This is a genomic window from Streptococcus dentiloxodontae, assembly GCF_053206925.1.
In genome coordinates this window covers 92,708-106,265 of the sequence record NZ_JBRUHR010000001.1, presented here as the reverse complement: position 1 = coordinate 106,265, position 13,558 = coordinate 92,708, and the positions used below count along the sequence as shown (strand labels likewise).

The 13,558-nt window shown below is 41.9% G+C and carries 15 protein-coding genes; all 15 read left to right on the top strand.

The window, feature by feature from the left end; translation table 11 throughout:
* The first annotated feature begins 13 nt into the window (after positions 1-13).
* The 15 genes from ACVRZ8_RS00480 to ACVRZ8_RS00410 all read left to right on the top strand — a co-directional run bounded on the left by ACVRZ8_RS00480 (position 14) and on the right by ACVRZ8_RS00410 (position 13,550).
* On the top strand, positions 14-814 hold the full coding sequence (locus ACVRZ8_RS00480; protein WP_447447309.1) for a dihydroorotate dehydrogenase electron transfer subunit: 801 nt from the start codon (positions 14-16) through the stop codon (positions 812-814).
* Between the two features lie 11 nt (positions 815-825).
* Entirely contained in the window at positions 826-1,767 is a 942-nt protein-coding gene (locus ACVRZ8_RS00475) for a dihydroorotate dehydrogenase (RefSeq protein WP_447447307.1), read from the top strand.
* The gene (locus ACVRZ8_RS00470) at positions 1,757-2,212 is read left to right on the top strand and encodes a YbaK/EbsC family protein (protein WP_447447306.1); all 456 of its coding nucleotides are present in this window, start codon (positions 1,757-1,759) and stop codon (positions 2,210-2,212) included. The genes ACVRZ8_RS00475 and ACVRZ8_RS00470 overlap by 11 nt, the downstream gene beginning before the upstream one ends.
* A gap of 235 nt (positions 2,213-2,447) precedes the next feature.
* Entirely contained in the window at positions 2,448-3,140 is a 693-nt protein-coding gene (gene pyrF / locus ACVRZ8_RS00465; RefSeq protein ID WP_447447546.1) for an orotidine-5'-phosphate decarboxylase, read from the top strand.
* A gap of 75 nt (positions 3,141-3,215) precedes the next feature.
* The gene (gene pyrE / locus ACVRZ8_RS00460; RefSeq protein ID WP_447447304.1) at positions 3,216-3,845 is read left to right on the top strand and encodes an orotate phosphoribosyltransferase; all 630 of its coding nucleotides are present in this window, start codon (positions 3,216-3,218) and stop codon (positions 3,843-3,845) included.
* A gap of 95 nt (positions 3,846-3,940) precedes the next feature.
* Entirely contained in the window at positions 3,941-5,410 is a 1,470-nt protein-coding gene (locus tag ACVRZ8_RS00455; RefSeq protein ID WP_447447302.1) for an amidase, read from the top strand.
* 87 nt (positions 5,411-5,497) lie between these two features.
* On the top strand, positions 5,498-6,337 hold the full coding sequence (locus ACVRZ8_RS00450; protein WP_447447301.1) for a transporter substrate-binding domain-containing protein: 840 nt from the start codon (positions 5,498-5,500) through the stop codon (positions 6,335-6,337).
* 17 nt (positions 6,338-6,354) lie between these two features.
* On the top strand, positions 6,355-7,008 hold the full coding sequence (locus ACVRZ8_RS00445) for an amino acid ABC transporter permease (RefSeq protein ID WP_447447299.1): 654 nt from the start codon (positions 6,355-6,357) through the stop codon (positions 7,006-7,008).
* A gap of 116 nt (positions 7,009-7,124) precedes the next feature.
* The gene (locus ACVRZ8_RS00440) at positions 7,125-7,625 is read left to right on the top strand and encodes a YbhB/YbcL family Raf kinase inhibitor-like protein (RefSeq protein WP_447447298.1); all 501 of its coding nucleotides are present in this window, start codon (positions 7,125-7,127) and stop codon (positions 7,623-7,625) included.
* Between the two features lie 103 nt (positions 7,626-7,728).
* A complete protein-coding gene (locus tag ACVRZ8_RS00435; protein ID WP_447447545.1) occupies positions 7,729-7,968 on the top strand; it encodes an MmcQ/YjbR family DNA-binding protein in 240 nt (79 codons plus the stop codon).
* A 22-nt stretch (positions 7,969-7,990) separates the two neighbouring features.
* A complete protein-coding gene (locus tag ACVRZ8_RS00430) occupies positions 7,991-8,644 on the top strand; it encodes a uracil-DNA glycosylase (RefSeq protein ID WP_447447297.1) in 654 nt (217 codons plus the stop codon).
* A gap of 8 nt (positions 8,645-8,652) precedes the next feature.
* Entirely contained in the window at positions 8,653-9,921 is a 1,269-nt protein-coding gene (locus ACVRZ8_RS00425; protein WP_447447295.1) for a dihydroorotase, read from the top strand.
* Between the two features lie 177 nt (positions 9,922-10,098).
* Entirely contained in the window at positions 10,099-11,070 is a 972-nt protein-coding gene (locus ACVRZ8_RS00420) for a thiamine pyrophosphate-dependent dehydrogenase E1 component subunit alpha (protein ID WP_447447294.1), read from the top strand.
* A 78-nt stretch (positions 11,071-11,148) separates the two neighbouring features.
* Positions 11,149-12,153, top strand: a complete 1,005-nt coding sequence (locus ACVRZ8_RS00415) for an alpha-ketoacid dehydrogenase subunit beta (RefSeq protein WP_447447292.1) — start codon at positions 11,149-11,151, stop codon at positions 12,151-12,153.
* A 14-nt stretch (positions 12,154-12,167) separates the two neighbouring features.
* Positions 12,168-13,550, top strand: a complete 1,383-nt coding sequence (locus tag ACVRZ8_RS00410; RefSeq protein WP_447447290.1) for a dihydrolipoamide acetyltransferase — start codon at positions 12,168-12,170, stop codon at positions 13,548-13,550.
* Positions 13,551-13,558: the final 8 nt, after the last annotated feature.

Genomic DNA, 13,558 nt, shown 5'->3' with positions numbered 1-13,558 from the left:
CGAAAGGATAAGTATGAATCCAAATTGTGAAAAGAAACCTGCAGTTTTGGTAGAAGATCTGACTATTGTCAGTCAAAGAGAAATCGCTCCGCGTATTTTTGAAATGGTCTTAAGCGGCTCTATGGTTCAGGAAATGTCTGTTGGCCAATTTCTGCATCTGCGTGTACCGGATCCCAGCAAACTTTTACGACGCCCCATTTCCATTGCTGCCATTGATAAAAGAGGAGAAGAGGCGACTATTATTTACCGCGTAGAACGCGAGGGAACTGCAATTTTATCACGTTTGAAAGCAGGTGATAAGGTCGACACTATGGGACCGCAAGGCAATGGTTTTGATTTATCCGTGATTAGCTCTGGACAAAAAGCCCTATTAATCGGCGGAGGGATTGGAGTGCCGCCGCTCTATGCAACTGCAAAAGCCTTGCATGACAAGGGAATCCAGGTTTCAGCAGTTTTGGGATTTGCTAATAAAGATGCTGTCATTTTAGAAAATGAATTCAGCAAATACGCCGATGTAGTGGTAACCACAGATGATGGTTCCTACGGTATTAAGGGTTATGTATCAACTGTTGTTGATAATATGTCCGAAGACTTTGCGGCTGTTTATGCCTGTGGGGCTCCTGGTATGCTCAAATATGTTGATAAAAAATTTGAACAGCATCCCCATGCTTATATTTCGATGGAATCGCGTATGGCTTGCGGCATGGGTGCCTGCTATGCCTGCGTTGTGCATTTACGCGATAAAAGTGAGGCTGCCAATAAGCGTGTTTGCGAAGATGGACCAGTATTTGAAACTGGCAGTATTGTTTTATAAGGAGGTTTTCAATGTCAAAAAAACGTTTAGCGATTAAACTTCCTGGTCTTGATTTGAAAAATCCTATCATTCCAGCATCTGGCTGTTTTGGGTTTGGACAAGAATATGCTAAATACTACGATTTGAATCGACTTGGCTCTATCATGATTAAAGCGACTACACGTGAACCGCGTTTTGGCAATCCCACTCCTCGTGTAGCAGAGACACCATCTGGTATGCTTAATGCTATCGGTTTGCAAAATCCTGGGGTTGAAGCGGTTATGTCTGAAAAGCTGCCTTGGTTGGCTCAACAATTTCCCGAGCTCCCCATCATTGCTAATGTTGCAGGCTTTTCTAATGATGAATATGCTTATGTTGCAGGGCGGATTTCCACGGCTCCAAATGTAACAGCTATCGAGCTCAACATTTCCTGTCCCAATGTAGATCATGGCAATGCGGGGCTTTTAATCGGGCAAGTTCCGGAATTAGCCTACGCAGCTGTCAGAGCGGCTGTTCAGACATCTGAAGTTCCCGTTTATGTCAAATTAACACCAAGCATTGCGGATATTACAACGGTTGCTAAGGCTGTTGAAGAAGCAGGAGCGACTGGTTTCACCATGATTAATACTCTGGTGGGAACACGATATGATTTGGCGACGCGTCAGCCTATCATCGCTAACGGTCAGGGAGGCATGTCTGGCCCAGCAGTCTTTCCAGTTGCTCTAAAGCTTATTCGTCAAGTAGCGCAACAGACACAACTTCCTATTATAGGTATGGGCGGTGTTGATTCGGCTGAAGCAGCTCTGGAAATGATGATAGCTGGAGCATCAGCCGTTGCTGTTGGAACGGCTAATTTTACGAATCCTTATGCTTGTCCAAATATCATTGAAGACTTGCCTAAGGTTATGGACAAATATGGCATTGAAGACCTAGAATCTCTTAGAATGGAGGTTCGAGAGGGACTTGGAGGGTAGCGAAAAAGAACTATACCGTTTGTTAAATGCCAAAGGAATAGATTTTGAACTTGTCAGACATAAACCCATTTGGCATGTCCTAGATGCTGACTTTGAACTTAAAGGGCAGGCTTTAAAGTCACTTTTGCTTAAAAACCGCTCGGCCAGTAGATTTTACTTAGTAGTAGCACCAGCAGAAATTAAACTGGATTTGAAGCAATTAGCAAAAGATTTGGATGATACACGTCTAAGTTTTGCTAGTGAGGAAGAGTTAGCCGAGCTTTTAAAAGTAAAACCAGGTGCAGTTACTCCTTTTGCCTGTCTTTTTCACAATCCTAAAAAACTTAGGCTTTACTTAGACTCAAGAATTGTGCAATCAGGTCTTGTTGGGTGCCCTCCTTTTAGAAATGACAAAACGTTATGGATAAGAGCAGAGGATTTTAGGTATTTGTTGAGCAGGGTTTGACAATAGTGCTTAAAAAAGATATACTGGTAAACAATTAAAGAGCCTTTAATCATGTCCAGAGAGGCGAGAAAGGTTGAGTATCTGCGGATGCTTTTGTTACAGGAAAAAGGAGATTTTCTCCGTTGATAATCGGAAATGCTGTTCCGTAATTTCGTGTAACCTCGTCTCTGGCGAGGTTTTTATTTGTCTGTTTAAGGTAGCTATGTAAGAGCTATCAGCTATGAAAGGAAAGATAATGAGAGAAGAACGTCCGATTGTTGCTCTTGATTTCCCGTCATTTGAAGATGTGAAATCATTTTTAAGCCAATTTCCCAAAGAAGAAAAGCTCTACGTCAAAATCGGAATGGAGCTCTATTATGCTGTTGGACCAGAGATTGTCCGCTACGTTAAATCGCTCGGGCACTCAGTATTTTTGGACTTGAAGCTGCACGACATCCCAAATACAGTTAAATCAGCAATGGCTGTTTTAGCAGACCTAGGTGTAGATATGACCAATGTTCACGCAGCTGGTGGTGTCGAAATGATGAAAGCTGCCAGAGAAGGGTTAGGTCAAGGTTCTAAATTGATTGCAGTAACACAGCTGACATCAACTTCAGAGGAGCAGATGAAAGAAGATCAAAACATTCAAAGCAGTTTAGTCGAATCTGTTGTTCATTATGCCAAAAAAGCTGCAGAAGCTGAACTTGACGGTGTAGTTTGTTCAGCGCATGAGGTTGAAGCCATTAAGACAGCTACTTCAGAACGCTTTATCTGCCTGACACCAGGTATTCGACCAGCAGGTTCTGCTGCTAGCGACCAAAAACGGGTTATGACACCAGCGCAGGCTCGTCAAATCGGCTCAGATTATATCGTGGTTGGACGACCAATAACACAGGCGGAAGATCCAGTTGAGGCTTATCAAACTATCAGGGCGGAGTGGAATGCCTAGAAGTAGGATATGAAAAGGTTACAATATTTTATTGATAGAACTGAAAAAAATAAAGAAGAATAAAAGGAGACTATTATGACTTTAGCGACACAAATTGCATCAGATTTGCTTGATATCAAGGCGGTCTATTTACAGCCAGAAAATCCATTTACATGGGCATCAGGTATTAAATCACCGATTTATACAGATAATCGTATCACACTGTCTTATCCTGAAACACGTACATTAATTGAGGATGGTTTTGTTGAAAAAATCAAGGAAGAATTTCCTGAGGCAGAAGTTATCGCCGGGACAGCGACAGCCGGGATTCCCCATGGAGCTATTATTGCAGACAAGATGAATCTGCCGTTTGCTTACATTCGCAGCAAACCAAAAGATCACGGTGCAGGCAATCAGATTGAAGGTCGTGTAATCAAAGGACAAAAAATGGTTGTAATTGAAGATCTTATTTCAACAGGAGGCTCTGTTCTTGAAGCTGTTGCAGCTGCAGAACGTGAAGGTGCCGATGTCCTTGGTGTGGTGGCCATTTTCACCTATGAATTGCCAAAAGCAGCTGAAAATTTTAAAAAAGCAGGAGTTAAGCTTGTGACGCTTTCAAACTATTCAGAATTGATCAAAGTGGCTAAAGTACAAGGTTATATTGATGCAGACGGTTTAACCCTTCTTAAAAACTTTAAAGAAGACCAAAAAAATTGGCAAAACTAAATTTATCAGTAGAGTCCTAAGGGAAATTCTTATACAATAAGTGTAAGAATCCCTAGGGCTTTTTTTGAGAATAAAATGAGATTAAAGGAGAGATCATGTTAGATAAAGATGCTAGCGGGCTGGCAAAAGCTGTCAGAAAAAAGGAAATCTCAGCAGCTGAGTTAGTACAAGCGGTTATCGAAAAAGCAGAGACTGTCAATCCTCAGATAAACGCTATTACCAGTCGGCGTTATGACAAGGCAATTAAAGAGGCACAAGAAGGAGACTTTTCTAGCAAGCCCTTTGCAGGTGTCCCGATTTTTCTAAAAGACTTGGGGCAGGAACAAGAAGGCGAAATCTCAACGGCTGGCTCACCCTTACTTCAACATGTAGTGGCCAGTCAGTCAGATAATTATGTGAAAGCTTTGCAAAAGCTGGGTTTTATCATACTGGGACGCACCAATACGCCTGAGTTTGGATTTAAAAATATTTCAGACAGTCAGTTACATGGCTCTGTCTGTTTGCCGGATGACCTCAGCCGCAATGCAGGCGGTTCATCTGGAGGGGCAGCTGCTCTCCTAGCTGCAAATGCGGTTAGTCTATCTCCTGCCAGTGATGGAGGCGGTTCAATTCGTATTCCAGCATCTTTTAATGGACTTATCGGTCTGAAACCAACACGTGGCCGTATTCCAGTAGGGCCATCTTCCTTTAGAGGCTGGCAGGGAGCAGCTGTTAATTTCGCCCTGACAAAAAGCGTTCGTGACACGCGCAATCTCCTTTTCCATCTTCAGACTTGCCAGATGGAAAGCCCGTTCGTTCTTCCCAAGCTGACCTACCAGGAACTTTTTGAAGGGCAGCGTAAGCCTTTGACAATAGCTGTGCTGACCAAATCTCCAGTGGGAGGAGAGGTTTCAAGAGATGCTCTCCAAGCAGTCAAAGAAGCAGCGCTGTTTTTAGAAGAAGAAGGGCATAGCATCACTTATCTGGAACAAGAACCGCTTGATGGTATTGAAGCCATGCAATCGTATTATCTGATGAATTCGGTAGAGACGGCCGCCATGTTTGATCAGATTGAGACTGGATTGGGACGTCAGTTAACTTTGAATGATATGGAACTGATGACTTGGGCGCTCTTTCAAAGCGGGCAAAAGCTGCTCGCTAAAGATTATTCGGCTGTTTTATCACGTTGGGATTATTACAGCCATCAGATGGATCTCTTTCATAAAAAATATGATTTGCTTTTGATGCCAACGACTGCTCAGGTTGCTCCCAAGCATGGACAATTTTCTTTAAGCGAACATCTTCGGAGTGAGTTAGTAAGGATTTCTGAGTTTTCAACAGCTAAACAGCAGGCGCTGATTTGGGAAATGTTTGCAGACAGTTTAAACTGGACTCCGTTTACTCAGCAAGCTAATTTAACGGGTCAACCTTCTATCAGTCTGCCAACTTACCGTCGATCGTCAGATGGTTTGTCGCTTGGTATTCAGTTGACGGCTGCTAAGGGAAGAGAAGATTTGCTTTTGAATATCGCCCAGCAATTTGAAGAAGCAGGACGTTTCAGTCTTATGAAAGAAATCACAAGCTAATAGATTGCAAGTCTTTTAGAAATACGTTATCTTATTCTTGTAAGCGTTTTAAAAAACTTATAAAAAGAAATAAAGGAGGGTAACAAAATGAAGAAATTTTTATCGCTCTTAGCACTGTTTGTTGCTTTATTTTTCTTAGCTGCATGTTTGAGATCATCAGATAACTGGGATACTATTAAAGATAAAGGGACTTTAACAGTTGCCACCTCCGGAACACTTTACCCTCAGTCTTATCACGATGATGACAATAAGCTGACAGGGTATGATGTTGAAATTATTAAAGAAATTGCTAAACGGCTTGATTTAAAAGTTAAATTTACCGAAATGGGAGTTGACGGTATGCTGTCGGCTCTGGATAGTGGTCAGGTTGATGTTGCGGGTTATTCTATTGAAAAAGACAGCAAAAATGCTGAAAAATTTTTATATACTGATGCTCACAAATATTCTTTTGGTTCTATGATTGTTCGTCAGTCAGATGATTCGGGCATTAAATCGCTGGACGATTTAAAAGGGAAAAAAGCAGCTGGTGCCTCAACTACTTCATACATGAAGGTTGCTAAAAAATTTGGTGCGGAGCTTGTGATTTATGATAATGTCACAAATGATGTCTACCTTCAAGATGTTGCTAACGGCCGAACAGATGTTATTTTAAATGATTATTACCTTCAAACTATGGCTACTAAGGCTTTACCTGATATTCCTGTCAAGGTCTTAGAAGGTGTTTACTACAATCCTTCACAAGCCAATTTTGCCATCAAATTAGGCAATAAAAAACTTCAGGAAAAAATGAATCAGGCTCTCAAAGATATGAGAAAAGACGGAACGTTGACAAAGTTATCTAAGAAATTTTTTGCCGGTCAGGATGTGTCAAAGGAAAAAGATTATGATTTCCAAAAGATTGATGTCTCTGATGTCGTTATTGAGTAAATAAGCGAGGCTAAAGCATGAAGTTTATTGATTTGAACTTAATTTTTGAAAGTCTGGGCTATGTTTTGACAGGCCTTCCTTATACCTTAGGAATTGCTGGACTCAGTTTTCTAACTGGTATTAGTTTGGGTTTTTTACTGGCTCTTATGGAAGGTTCAAAAAGCCTCTTTTTGAGAAAATTGAGGCGTGTTTATGTTTCAATTATGCGGGGCGTTCCAATGATTGTGGTACTCTTTATGCTTTACTTTGGCCTGCCTTATTTTGGTTTGCAGCTGCCGGCTCTTTTGTGTGCTTATATCGGATTTAGTCTGGTGTCTGCTGCCTATATTTCAGAAATTTTTCGCTCAGCTATTGCTGCTGTGGATTTGGGACAATGGGAAGCAGCTCGTGCTCTGGGACTTTCGCAAAGGACAATTATTAAACGTGTAATCTTGCCGCAGGCTTTGCGAATTGCCGTACCGCCACTTGGAAATGTAGTGATTGATATGATCAAATCCAGTTCTTTAGCAGCTATGATAACCGTTCCGGACATTTTTCAAAACGCTAAAATTGTCGGAGGCCGTGAGTGGGATTACATGTCTATGTACGTTCTGGTGGCTTTGATTTATTGGAGTTTGTGTTTTTTCTTTGAGCGCTTTCAGGCCTATCTTGAAAAGCGGCTAGCTTATTAACTATTAAAGAGTGGTTCTATCACTCTTTTTTGATTAACTGATTCAGGCTCTCATTTTACTCAAATTTATGATAAAATGGTTATTAGTGAAAGTGTAACATTTCAAGGAGGTAAGCTATGAAAATCTCAGTTGCTTTCAAGGATAATATTATCCCTGATAAATATGCCAAAAAGGCAGAGCAGGTTGTTCAAGGTTTAGCGACGATATCTTTTCCCTTTCAATTGACTGGCCTTCCAAAAGAAACAAAATCTCTGGCTTGGACTCTGGTAGATTACGACTCTATCCCAGTTTGCGGCTTTGCTTATATTCATTGGATAGTGGCAAATGTCTCTCCTGATAAAACAGATATTGAGGAGAATTTCTCGCAGACTGATGAACATCATCTTAGGGGAGTCAATAGTTTAGTCAGCCGTTTTCTTTCGGAAGATTACAGCCAGATTGACCATTATTATATCGGTCCAAAACCGCCAGATAAAGACCATGTTTACACTTTGGAGGTCTATGCTTTAGATAGCCTGCTTGACTTAGAGGAAGGCTATTACCTAAACGAATTGCAAAAAGCTATCAAGCCGCATTTGCTGGACACTGCAAGGATTGAACTGATTGGAAAGTATTGATTGCATATGAATTTCACCAAGAAGGATTTGATGGAGTTTACTGTTTCACCAATACTTATAAAAATTATTCTTTAAGAAGTGCAAGGGAAAAGATTAGGCAGCTATTCGCCATCACCGCAACAATAAAATTCTAGCTATTATTTATGAGCAAGATAGCCGGTTATTGGTTAATTTAAAATTGCAACCACAGCAAATTGAAGAACTTTTGTCTTGCAAGGGTGTTGTGGCAGGAATTGGTCTTAATAAGAAGCACTGGATCAGTATTTTTGTAAATGAAGCTGAAATTAATCAGTCTGAACTGGAACAGATGATTTTGATATCCAGTCAGCTGACAATAAAATAAGCAAAAAGGGGATAAGTACTATATGGAGCACTCAAAATGGCATGACTTAATAAAAAAAGAACTTCCAGAAGGTTATTTTGCCCAAATTAATAACTTTATGAATGAGGTTTACAGCCAAGGAACTGTTTATCCGCCACGCGAGAAGGTATTCAATGCTATTCAAACGACCGATTTGGATGAGGTTAAAGTTGTTATTATTGGGCAGGATCCTTATCATGGTCCTAATCAGGCTCAAGGATTGTCTTTTTCAGTTCCTAACGCTGTTCCTGCTCCGCCTTCTTTACAAAACATCTTAAAGGAACTGGCCGATGACATTGGTGAAAAGAAAGAGCATGATCTTCTGCCTTGGGCTCAGCAAGGTGTTCTTTTGCTCAATGCTTGTTTAACTGTCCCTGCTGGTAAAGCTAATGGGCATGCTGGACAAATTTGGGAACCGTTTACAGATGCTATTATCAAGGTGGTTAATCAAAAGGAGAGTCCGGTTGTCTTCATTCTTTGGGGCGGTTTTGCTCGTAAGAAGAAGTCCTTAGTGACTAATCCTATGCATCATATTATTGAGTCGCCCCATCCAAGTCCTCTGTCTGCCCATCGAGGTTTCTTTGGATCTAAACCTTTTTCCAAAGCAAATCATTATTTGGTACAAGATGGCTTGAAGACTATTGATTGGCTAAAATAAGGAGTATTATGTTATTAATTAAAAATGGTCGTGTAATAGACCCAAAATCTCAATTGGACAGAGTCTGTGATGTTTTAGTAGAGGGCAGCAAGATTGTCAAAATCGCTGAGCATATCCAAGAAGAGACAGCTGATGTTATTGATGCGACTGGAAAAATTGTCGCTCCTGGTTTGATAGATATTCATGTGCATTTTAGAGAGCCGGGACAAACACATAAGGAAGATATTCATACAGGTGCTTTGGCTGCAGCAACCGGTGGATTCACCACAGTTGTCATGATGGCAAATACTAATCCAACTATTTCTGATACGGAAACATTGAAAGAGGTACTTGCTTCGGCGGCCAAGGAAAATATTCATATCAAGTCGGTAGCTACCATTACGGAAAATTTTGATGGGCAGCATCTGACAGATTTTCCTGGTCTTTTACAGGCGGGAGCAGTAGGCTTTTCAGATGATGGTATTCCCTTACAGTCCTCGAAGACAGTCAAAGAAGCTTTAGATTTGGCTAAGGCTAATAATACATTTATCAGTCTTCACGAAGAAGACCCTGAACTTAATGGTATTCTTGGTTTTAACGAAAAGATTGCTAAGGAAAAATTCCATATTTGCGGAGCAACAGGAGTGGCTGAGTACAGCATGATTGCACGTGATGTTATGATTGCTTATGATCGACAAGCTCATGTTCATATCCAGCACTTGTCAAAGGCAGAATCAGTGGAGGTCGTTGCTTTTGCTCAGCGTTTAGGAGCTTTAGTAACAGCAGAAGTAGCACCGCAGCATTTTTCTAAAACGGAACAGTTGCTTTTAGAAAAAGGTGCCAATGCCAAAATGAATCCACCGCTTCGTCTGGAATCTGACCGACGAGCTGTCATTGATGGCCTAAAATCTGGTGTGATTTCAATTATCGCCACCGATCATGCGCCTCATCATGCTGATGAAAAAAATGTTGAAGATGTAACCCAAGCTCCATCAGGTATGACAGGACTTGAAACGTCCTTATCATTAGGTCTGACTTATCTGGTAGAAACTGGTGAGCTAAACTTGTCAGAACTTCTAGCTAAGATGACCTGCAATCCAGCTGACTTGTATGGTTTTAACGCTGGTTATTTAGCTGAAAATGGCCCTGCTGATATTGTGATTTTCGATGAGAAAGCTGACCGTGTCGTATCAGAACATTTTGCGTCAAAAGCTGCTAATTCACCATTTATAGGGGAATGTCTAAAAGGACAGATTGCTTACACTATCTGTGATGGGCAAATTGTTTATCAGGCTTAAAAATACAAAGAAGTCGTAAGAGCGGCTTCTTTTTTGGCCTTTAATTTCTTAAAAAAGCAATAATTCACAAGAAAGTAAGCTGTTTCAAAAAACAAGCAAATTAGTTGCACTTTGTGAAAAATTAACATATTCTATAAGTATCATTAAATATTTTCTAACATTGGATTGGAGATTGGTATGGTCACACTTTCAAAAGAAACGCATCTTGAGATGCTTACAAAGATGGAACGTATTCGCGAGTTTGACTCGCGTATCAATAAATTAGTTCGTCGCGGATTTGTTCAAGGAATGACACACTTTTCGGTCGGTGAAGAAGCGGCAAATGTGGGAGCTGTTCAGCACCTGAGCTATGATGATAAATTTTTCTCAAATCACCGCGGTCACGGACAGTCAATCGCACAAAATATGGATTTGAATAAAATGATGGCCGAACTTGCAGGAAAAGCGACAGGAATTTCTAAAGGGCGGGGAGGCTCTATGCATTTAGCTGATTTTGAAAAGGGAAACTATGGTACTAATGGTATTGTAGGCGGCGGCTTTGCTCTTGCGGTCGGCGCAGCTCTCACTCAGCAATACAATGAAACTGGCAATATCGTTGTTGCCTTCTCGGGCGATGGGGCAACCAATGAGGGATCTTTTCATGAATCGGTTAATATGGCTGCTGCTTGGAAATTACCTGTAATTTTCTTTATCATCAACAATCGCTATGGTATTTCCATGGATATTCAAAAAGCGACCAACATCCCTCATCTCTATACACGCGCTGAAGCTTACGGCCTTCCGGGATTCTACTGTCAAGATGGCAATGATGTTCTTGCCGTTTATGAAACAATGGGCAAAGCTGTTGATCATGTTCGCGCCGGTAACGGTCCAGCAATCGTTGAAGTTGAATCTTACCGTTGGTTTGGGCACTCGACAGCTGATGCTGGTGTTTACCGCACCAAAGAAGAAGTTGATGAATGGAAAAATAACAATGATCCCATTATAAAATATCGAACATATTTGGTTGATGAAAAAATTGCCACAGAAGAAGAGCTGGATGCCATTCATAATCAAGTCAAAAAAGAAATAGATGCAGCTTATGAATTTGCTAAAAACAGTCCAGATCCGGAATTGTCTGTAGCTTTTGAAGATGTCTGGGTTGATTGATTATTTCGTTAATGCAAATGATCAAAAATTGTTTAGAAACAAAAAGAAAAATTCTTTATTTCGTGGAGAAAATACATTATGACTGAAACAAAATTAATGGCTTTACGTGAAGCCGTAAATCTCGCTATGAGTGAGGAAATGCGTAAAGATGAGACTATTTTTCTAATGGGAGAAGACGTCGGCATCTACGGTGGAGACTTTGGAACTTCTGTCGGTATGCTGGCTGAATTTGGCGAAAAGCGTGTCAGGGATACCCCTATTTCGGAGGCTGCTATCGCAGGAGCTGCAGTGGGCTCAGCTATTACTGGTTTGCGTCCAATTGTTGATTTGACCTTCATGGACTTTCTGACTATTGCCCTTGATGCTATTGTAAATCAGGGTGCCAAAAATAACTACATGCTTGGTGGTGGCTTGAAAACGCCGGTAACTTTGCGAGTAGCTTCAGGCTCAGGGATTGGTTCAGCTGCGCAGCATTCGCAATCCTTAGAAGCATGGCTGACACATATTCCAGGCATAAAGGTAGTTGCACCTGGAAATGCTAACGATGCCAAAGGTTTGCTGAAATCTTCTATTCAAGACAATAACCTTGTTGTTTTCATGGAACCCAAAGCACTTTATGGTAAGAAAGAGGAAGTTAATCAAGATCCTGATTTCTACATTCCTCTTGGTAAAGGGGAAATTAAGCGTGAAGGAAGCGACCTTACTATTGTGACATACGGCCGTATGCTGGAACGTGTTTTGCAAGCGGCTGAGGAAGCAGCGGCTGAAGGCATCAGCGTTGAAGTCGTGGATCTGCGGACTTTGATTCCGCTGGACAAAGATATTATCATCAACTCTGTCAAGAAAACAGGCCGTTTGATTTTGGTCAACGATGCTTATAAGACTGGCGGTTTCATCGGTGAGATTGCTTCAATGGTAGCTGAAAGCGAAGCCTTTGATTATCTTGATCATCCTATCGTACGTTTAGCTTCAGAAGATGTTCCTGTTCCTTATGCCCGTGTATTAGAGCAGGCAATCTTACCAGATGTTAATAAAATCAAAGCTGCTATCTATAAAGTAGCAAGCAATGGCCGTGAAGCTTAAAGGGGGGCATTATCGTGGCGATTGAAATTATTATGCCAAAGCTCGGTGTTGATATGCAGGAAGGCGAAATCATTGAGTGGAAAAAACAAGAGGGCGACGAGGTCAAGGAAGGCGACATCCTGCTTGAAATCATGTCCGACAAGACCAATATGGAACTGGAAGCAGAAGACTCAGGCGTACTGCTTAAAATCGTGCACGGCGCTGGTGAGACGGTACCCGTAACAGAAGTTATTGGTTATCTAGGTGAAGCTGGCGAACAGGTTGAAGTCACTAGTTCCGTTGCGGAGCAGGTTTCTCCCGTGGTTCCAACAGCCGTAGTCAATCTGCAAACTGACGCACAACCACAAGCTGCTAGTACACCTCAAGGTTCAGATGAGCCTGTTCGTGCAACTCCAGCAGCTCGCAAATTGGCCAGAGAACTTAATATTGACCTCGGTCAAGTACTAGGAACAGGAGCTAAAGGTCGTGTTCACAAAGAAGATGTCGAAAACTTCAAAGCTGCTCAGCCTAAGGCTTCGCCCTTGGCTCGTAAAATCGCTGAGGATCGAGGAATTGACCTGTCAGCAGTTGCTGGCACCGGTTTTGGCGGTAAGATTGTCAAAGAGGATATCTTAGCAGCTATTGCCGCCGCCCAACCAGCAGAAGCAGCGGCACCGGCTGTCCCTGCAGAAAAAGTAGCGCCTGAGCTGCCTGAAGGCGTTGAAGTGATTAAGATGAGCGCCATGCGTAAGGCCATCTCAAAAGGAATGACCCATTCCTACCTGACGGCTCCGACCTTTACGCTTAATTACGACATTGACATGACCAACCTCATGGCTCTGCGTAAGCAGCTTCTTGAGCCTATCATGAATAAGACCGGACTCAAGGTTACTTTTACGGATTTGATTGGCTTGGCGGTTGTTAGGACTCTGATGAAGCCTGAGCATGAGTACCTCAATGCTTCTTTGATTAACGATGCCAGCGAGATTGAGCTGCATCGCTTTGTCAATCTAGGTATCGCAGTAGGTCTTGATGATGGATTGATTGTTCCTGTCGTTCATGGAGCGGATAAGATGAGTCTGTCTGAGTTTGTGGTAGCTTCCAAGGACGTCATCAAAAAGGCTCAGGCCAGCAAACTCAAGTCACGAGAAATGACTGGTTCAACTTTCTCCATCACTAATCTGGGAATGTTTGGCACCAAGACCTTCAATCCGATTATCAATCAGCCCAACTCAGCTATTTTGGGTGTTGCAGCGACGGTTCAGACCCCAGTTGCGGTTGACGGCGAGGTGACAGTCCGTCCGATAATGGCGCTTTGTCTGACCATTGACCACCGGATTGTGGACGGAATGAACGGCGCCAAATTCATGGTTGATTTGAAGAACTTGCTGGAAAATCCGCTAGAATTGCTCATATGACGGGAATA

Excerpts from the sequence above, each read along its gene's own strand:
- pyrF (WP_447447546.1), top strand. The coding sequence starts at position 2,448 with ATGAGAGAAGAACGTCCGATTGTTGCTCTTGATTTCCCGTCATTTGAA.
- pyrE (WP_447447304.1), top strand. The coding sequence starts at position 3,216 with ATGACTTTAGCGACACAAATTGCATCAGATTTGCTTGATATCAAGGCG.
- ACVRZ8_RS00450 (WP_447447301.1), top strand. The coding sequence starts at position 5,498 with ATGAAGAAATTTTTATCGCTCTTAGCACTGTTTGTTGCTTTATTTTTC.
- ACVRZ8_RS00480 (WP_447447309.1), top strand. The coding sequence starts at position 14 with ATGAATCCAAATTGTGAAAAGAAACCTGCAGTTTTGGTAGAAGATCTG.
- ACVRZ8_RS00425 (WP_447447295.1), top strand. The coding sequence starts at position 8,653 with ATGTTATTAATTAAAAATGGTCGTGTAATAGACCCAAAATCTCAATTG.
- ACVRZ8_RS00440 (WP_447447298.1), top strand. The coding sequence starts at position 7,125 with ATGAAAATCTCAGTTGCTTTCAAGGATAATATTATCCCTGATAAATAT.
- ACVRZ8_RS00475 (WP_447447307.1), top strand. The coding sequence starts at position 826 with ATGTCAAAAAAACGTTTAGCGATTAAACTTCCTGGTCTTGATTTGAAA.
- ACVRZ8_RS00420 (WP_447447294.1), top strand. The coding sequence starts at position 10,099 with ATGGTCACACTTTCAAAAGAAACGCATCTTGAGATGCTTACAAAGATG.
- ACVRZ8_RS00415 (WP_447447292.1), top strand. The coding sequence starts at position 11,149 with ATGACTGAAACAAAATTAATGGCTTTACGTGAAGCCGTAAATCTCGCT.
- ACVRZ8_RS00445 (WP_447447299.1), top strand. The coding sequence starts at position 6,355 with ATGAAGTTTATTGATTTGAACTTAATTTTTGAAAGTCTGGGCTATGTT.
- ACVRZ8_RS00455 (WP_447447302.1), top strand. The coding sequence starts at position 3,941 with ATGTTAGATAAAGATGCTAGCGGGCTGGCAAAAGCTGTCAGAAAAAAG.
- ACVRZ8_RS00430 (WP_447447297.1), top strand. The coding sequence starts at position 7,991 with ATGGAGCACTCAAAATGGCATGACTTAATAAAAAAAGAACTTCCAGAA.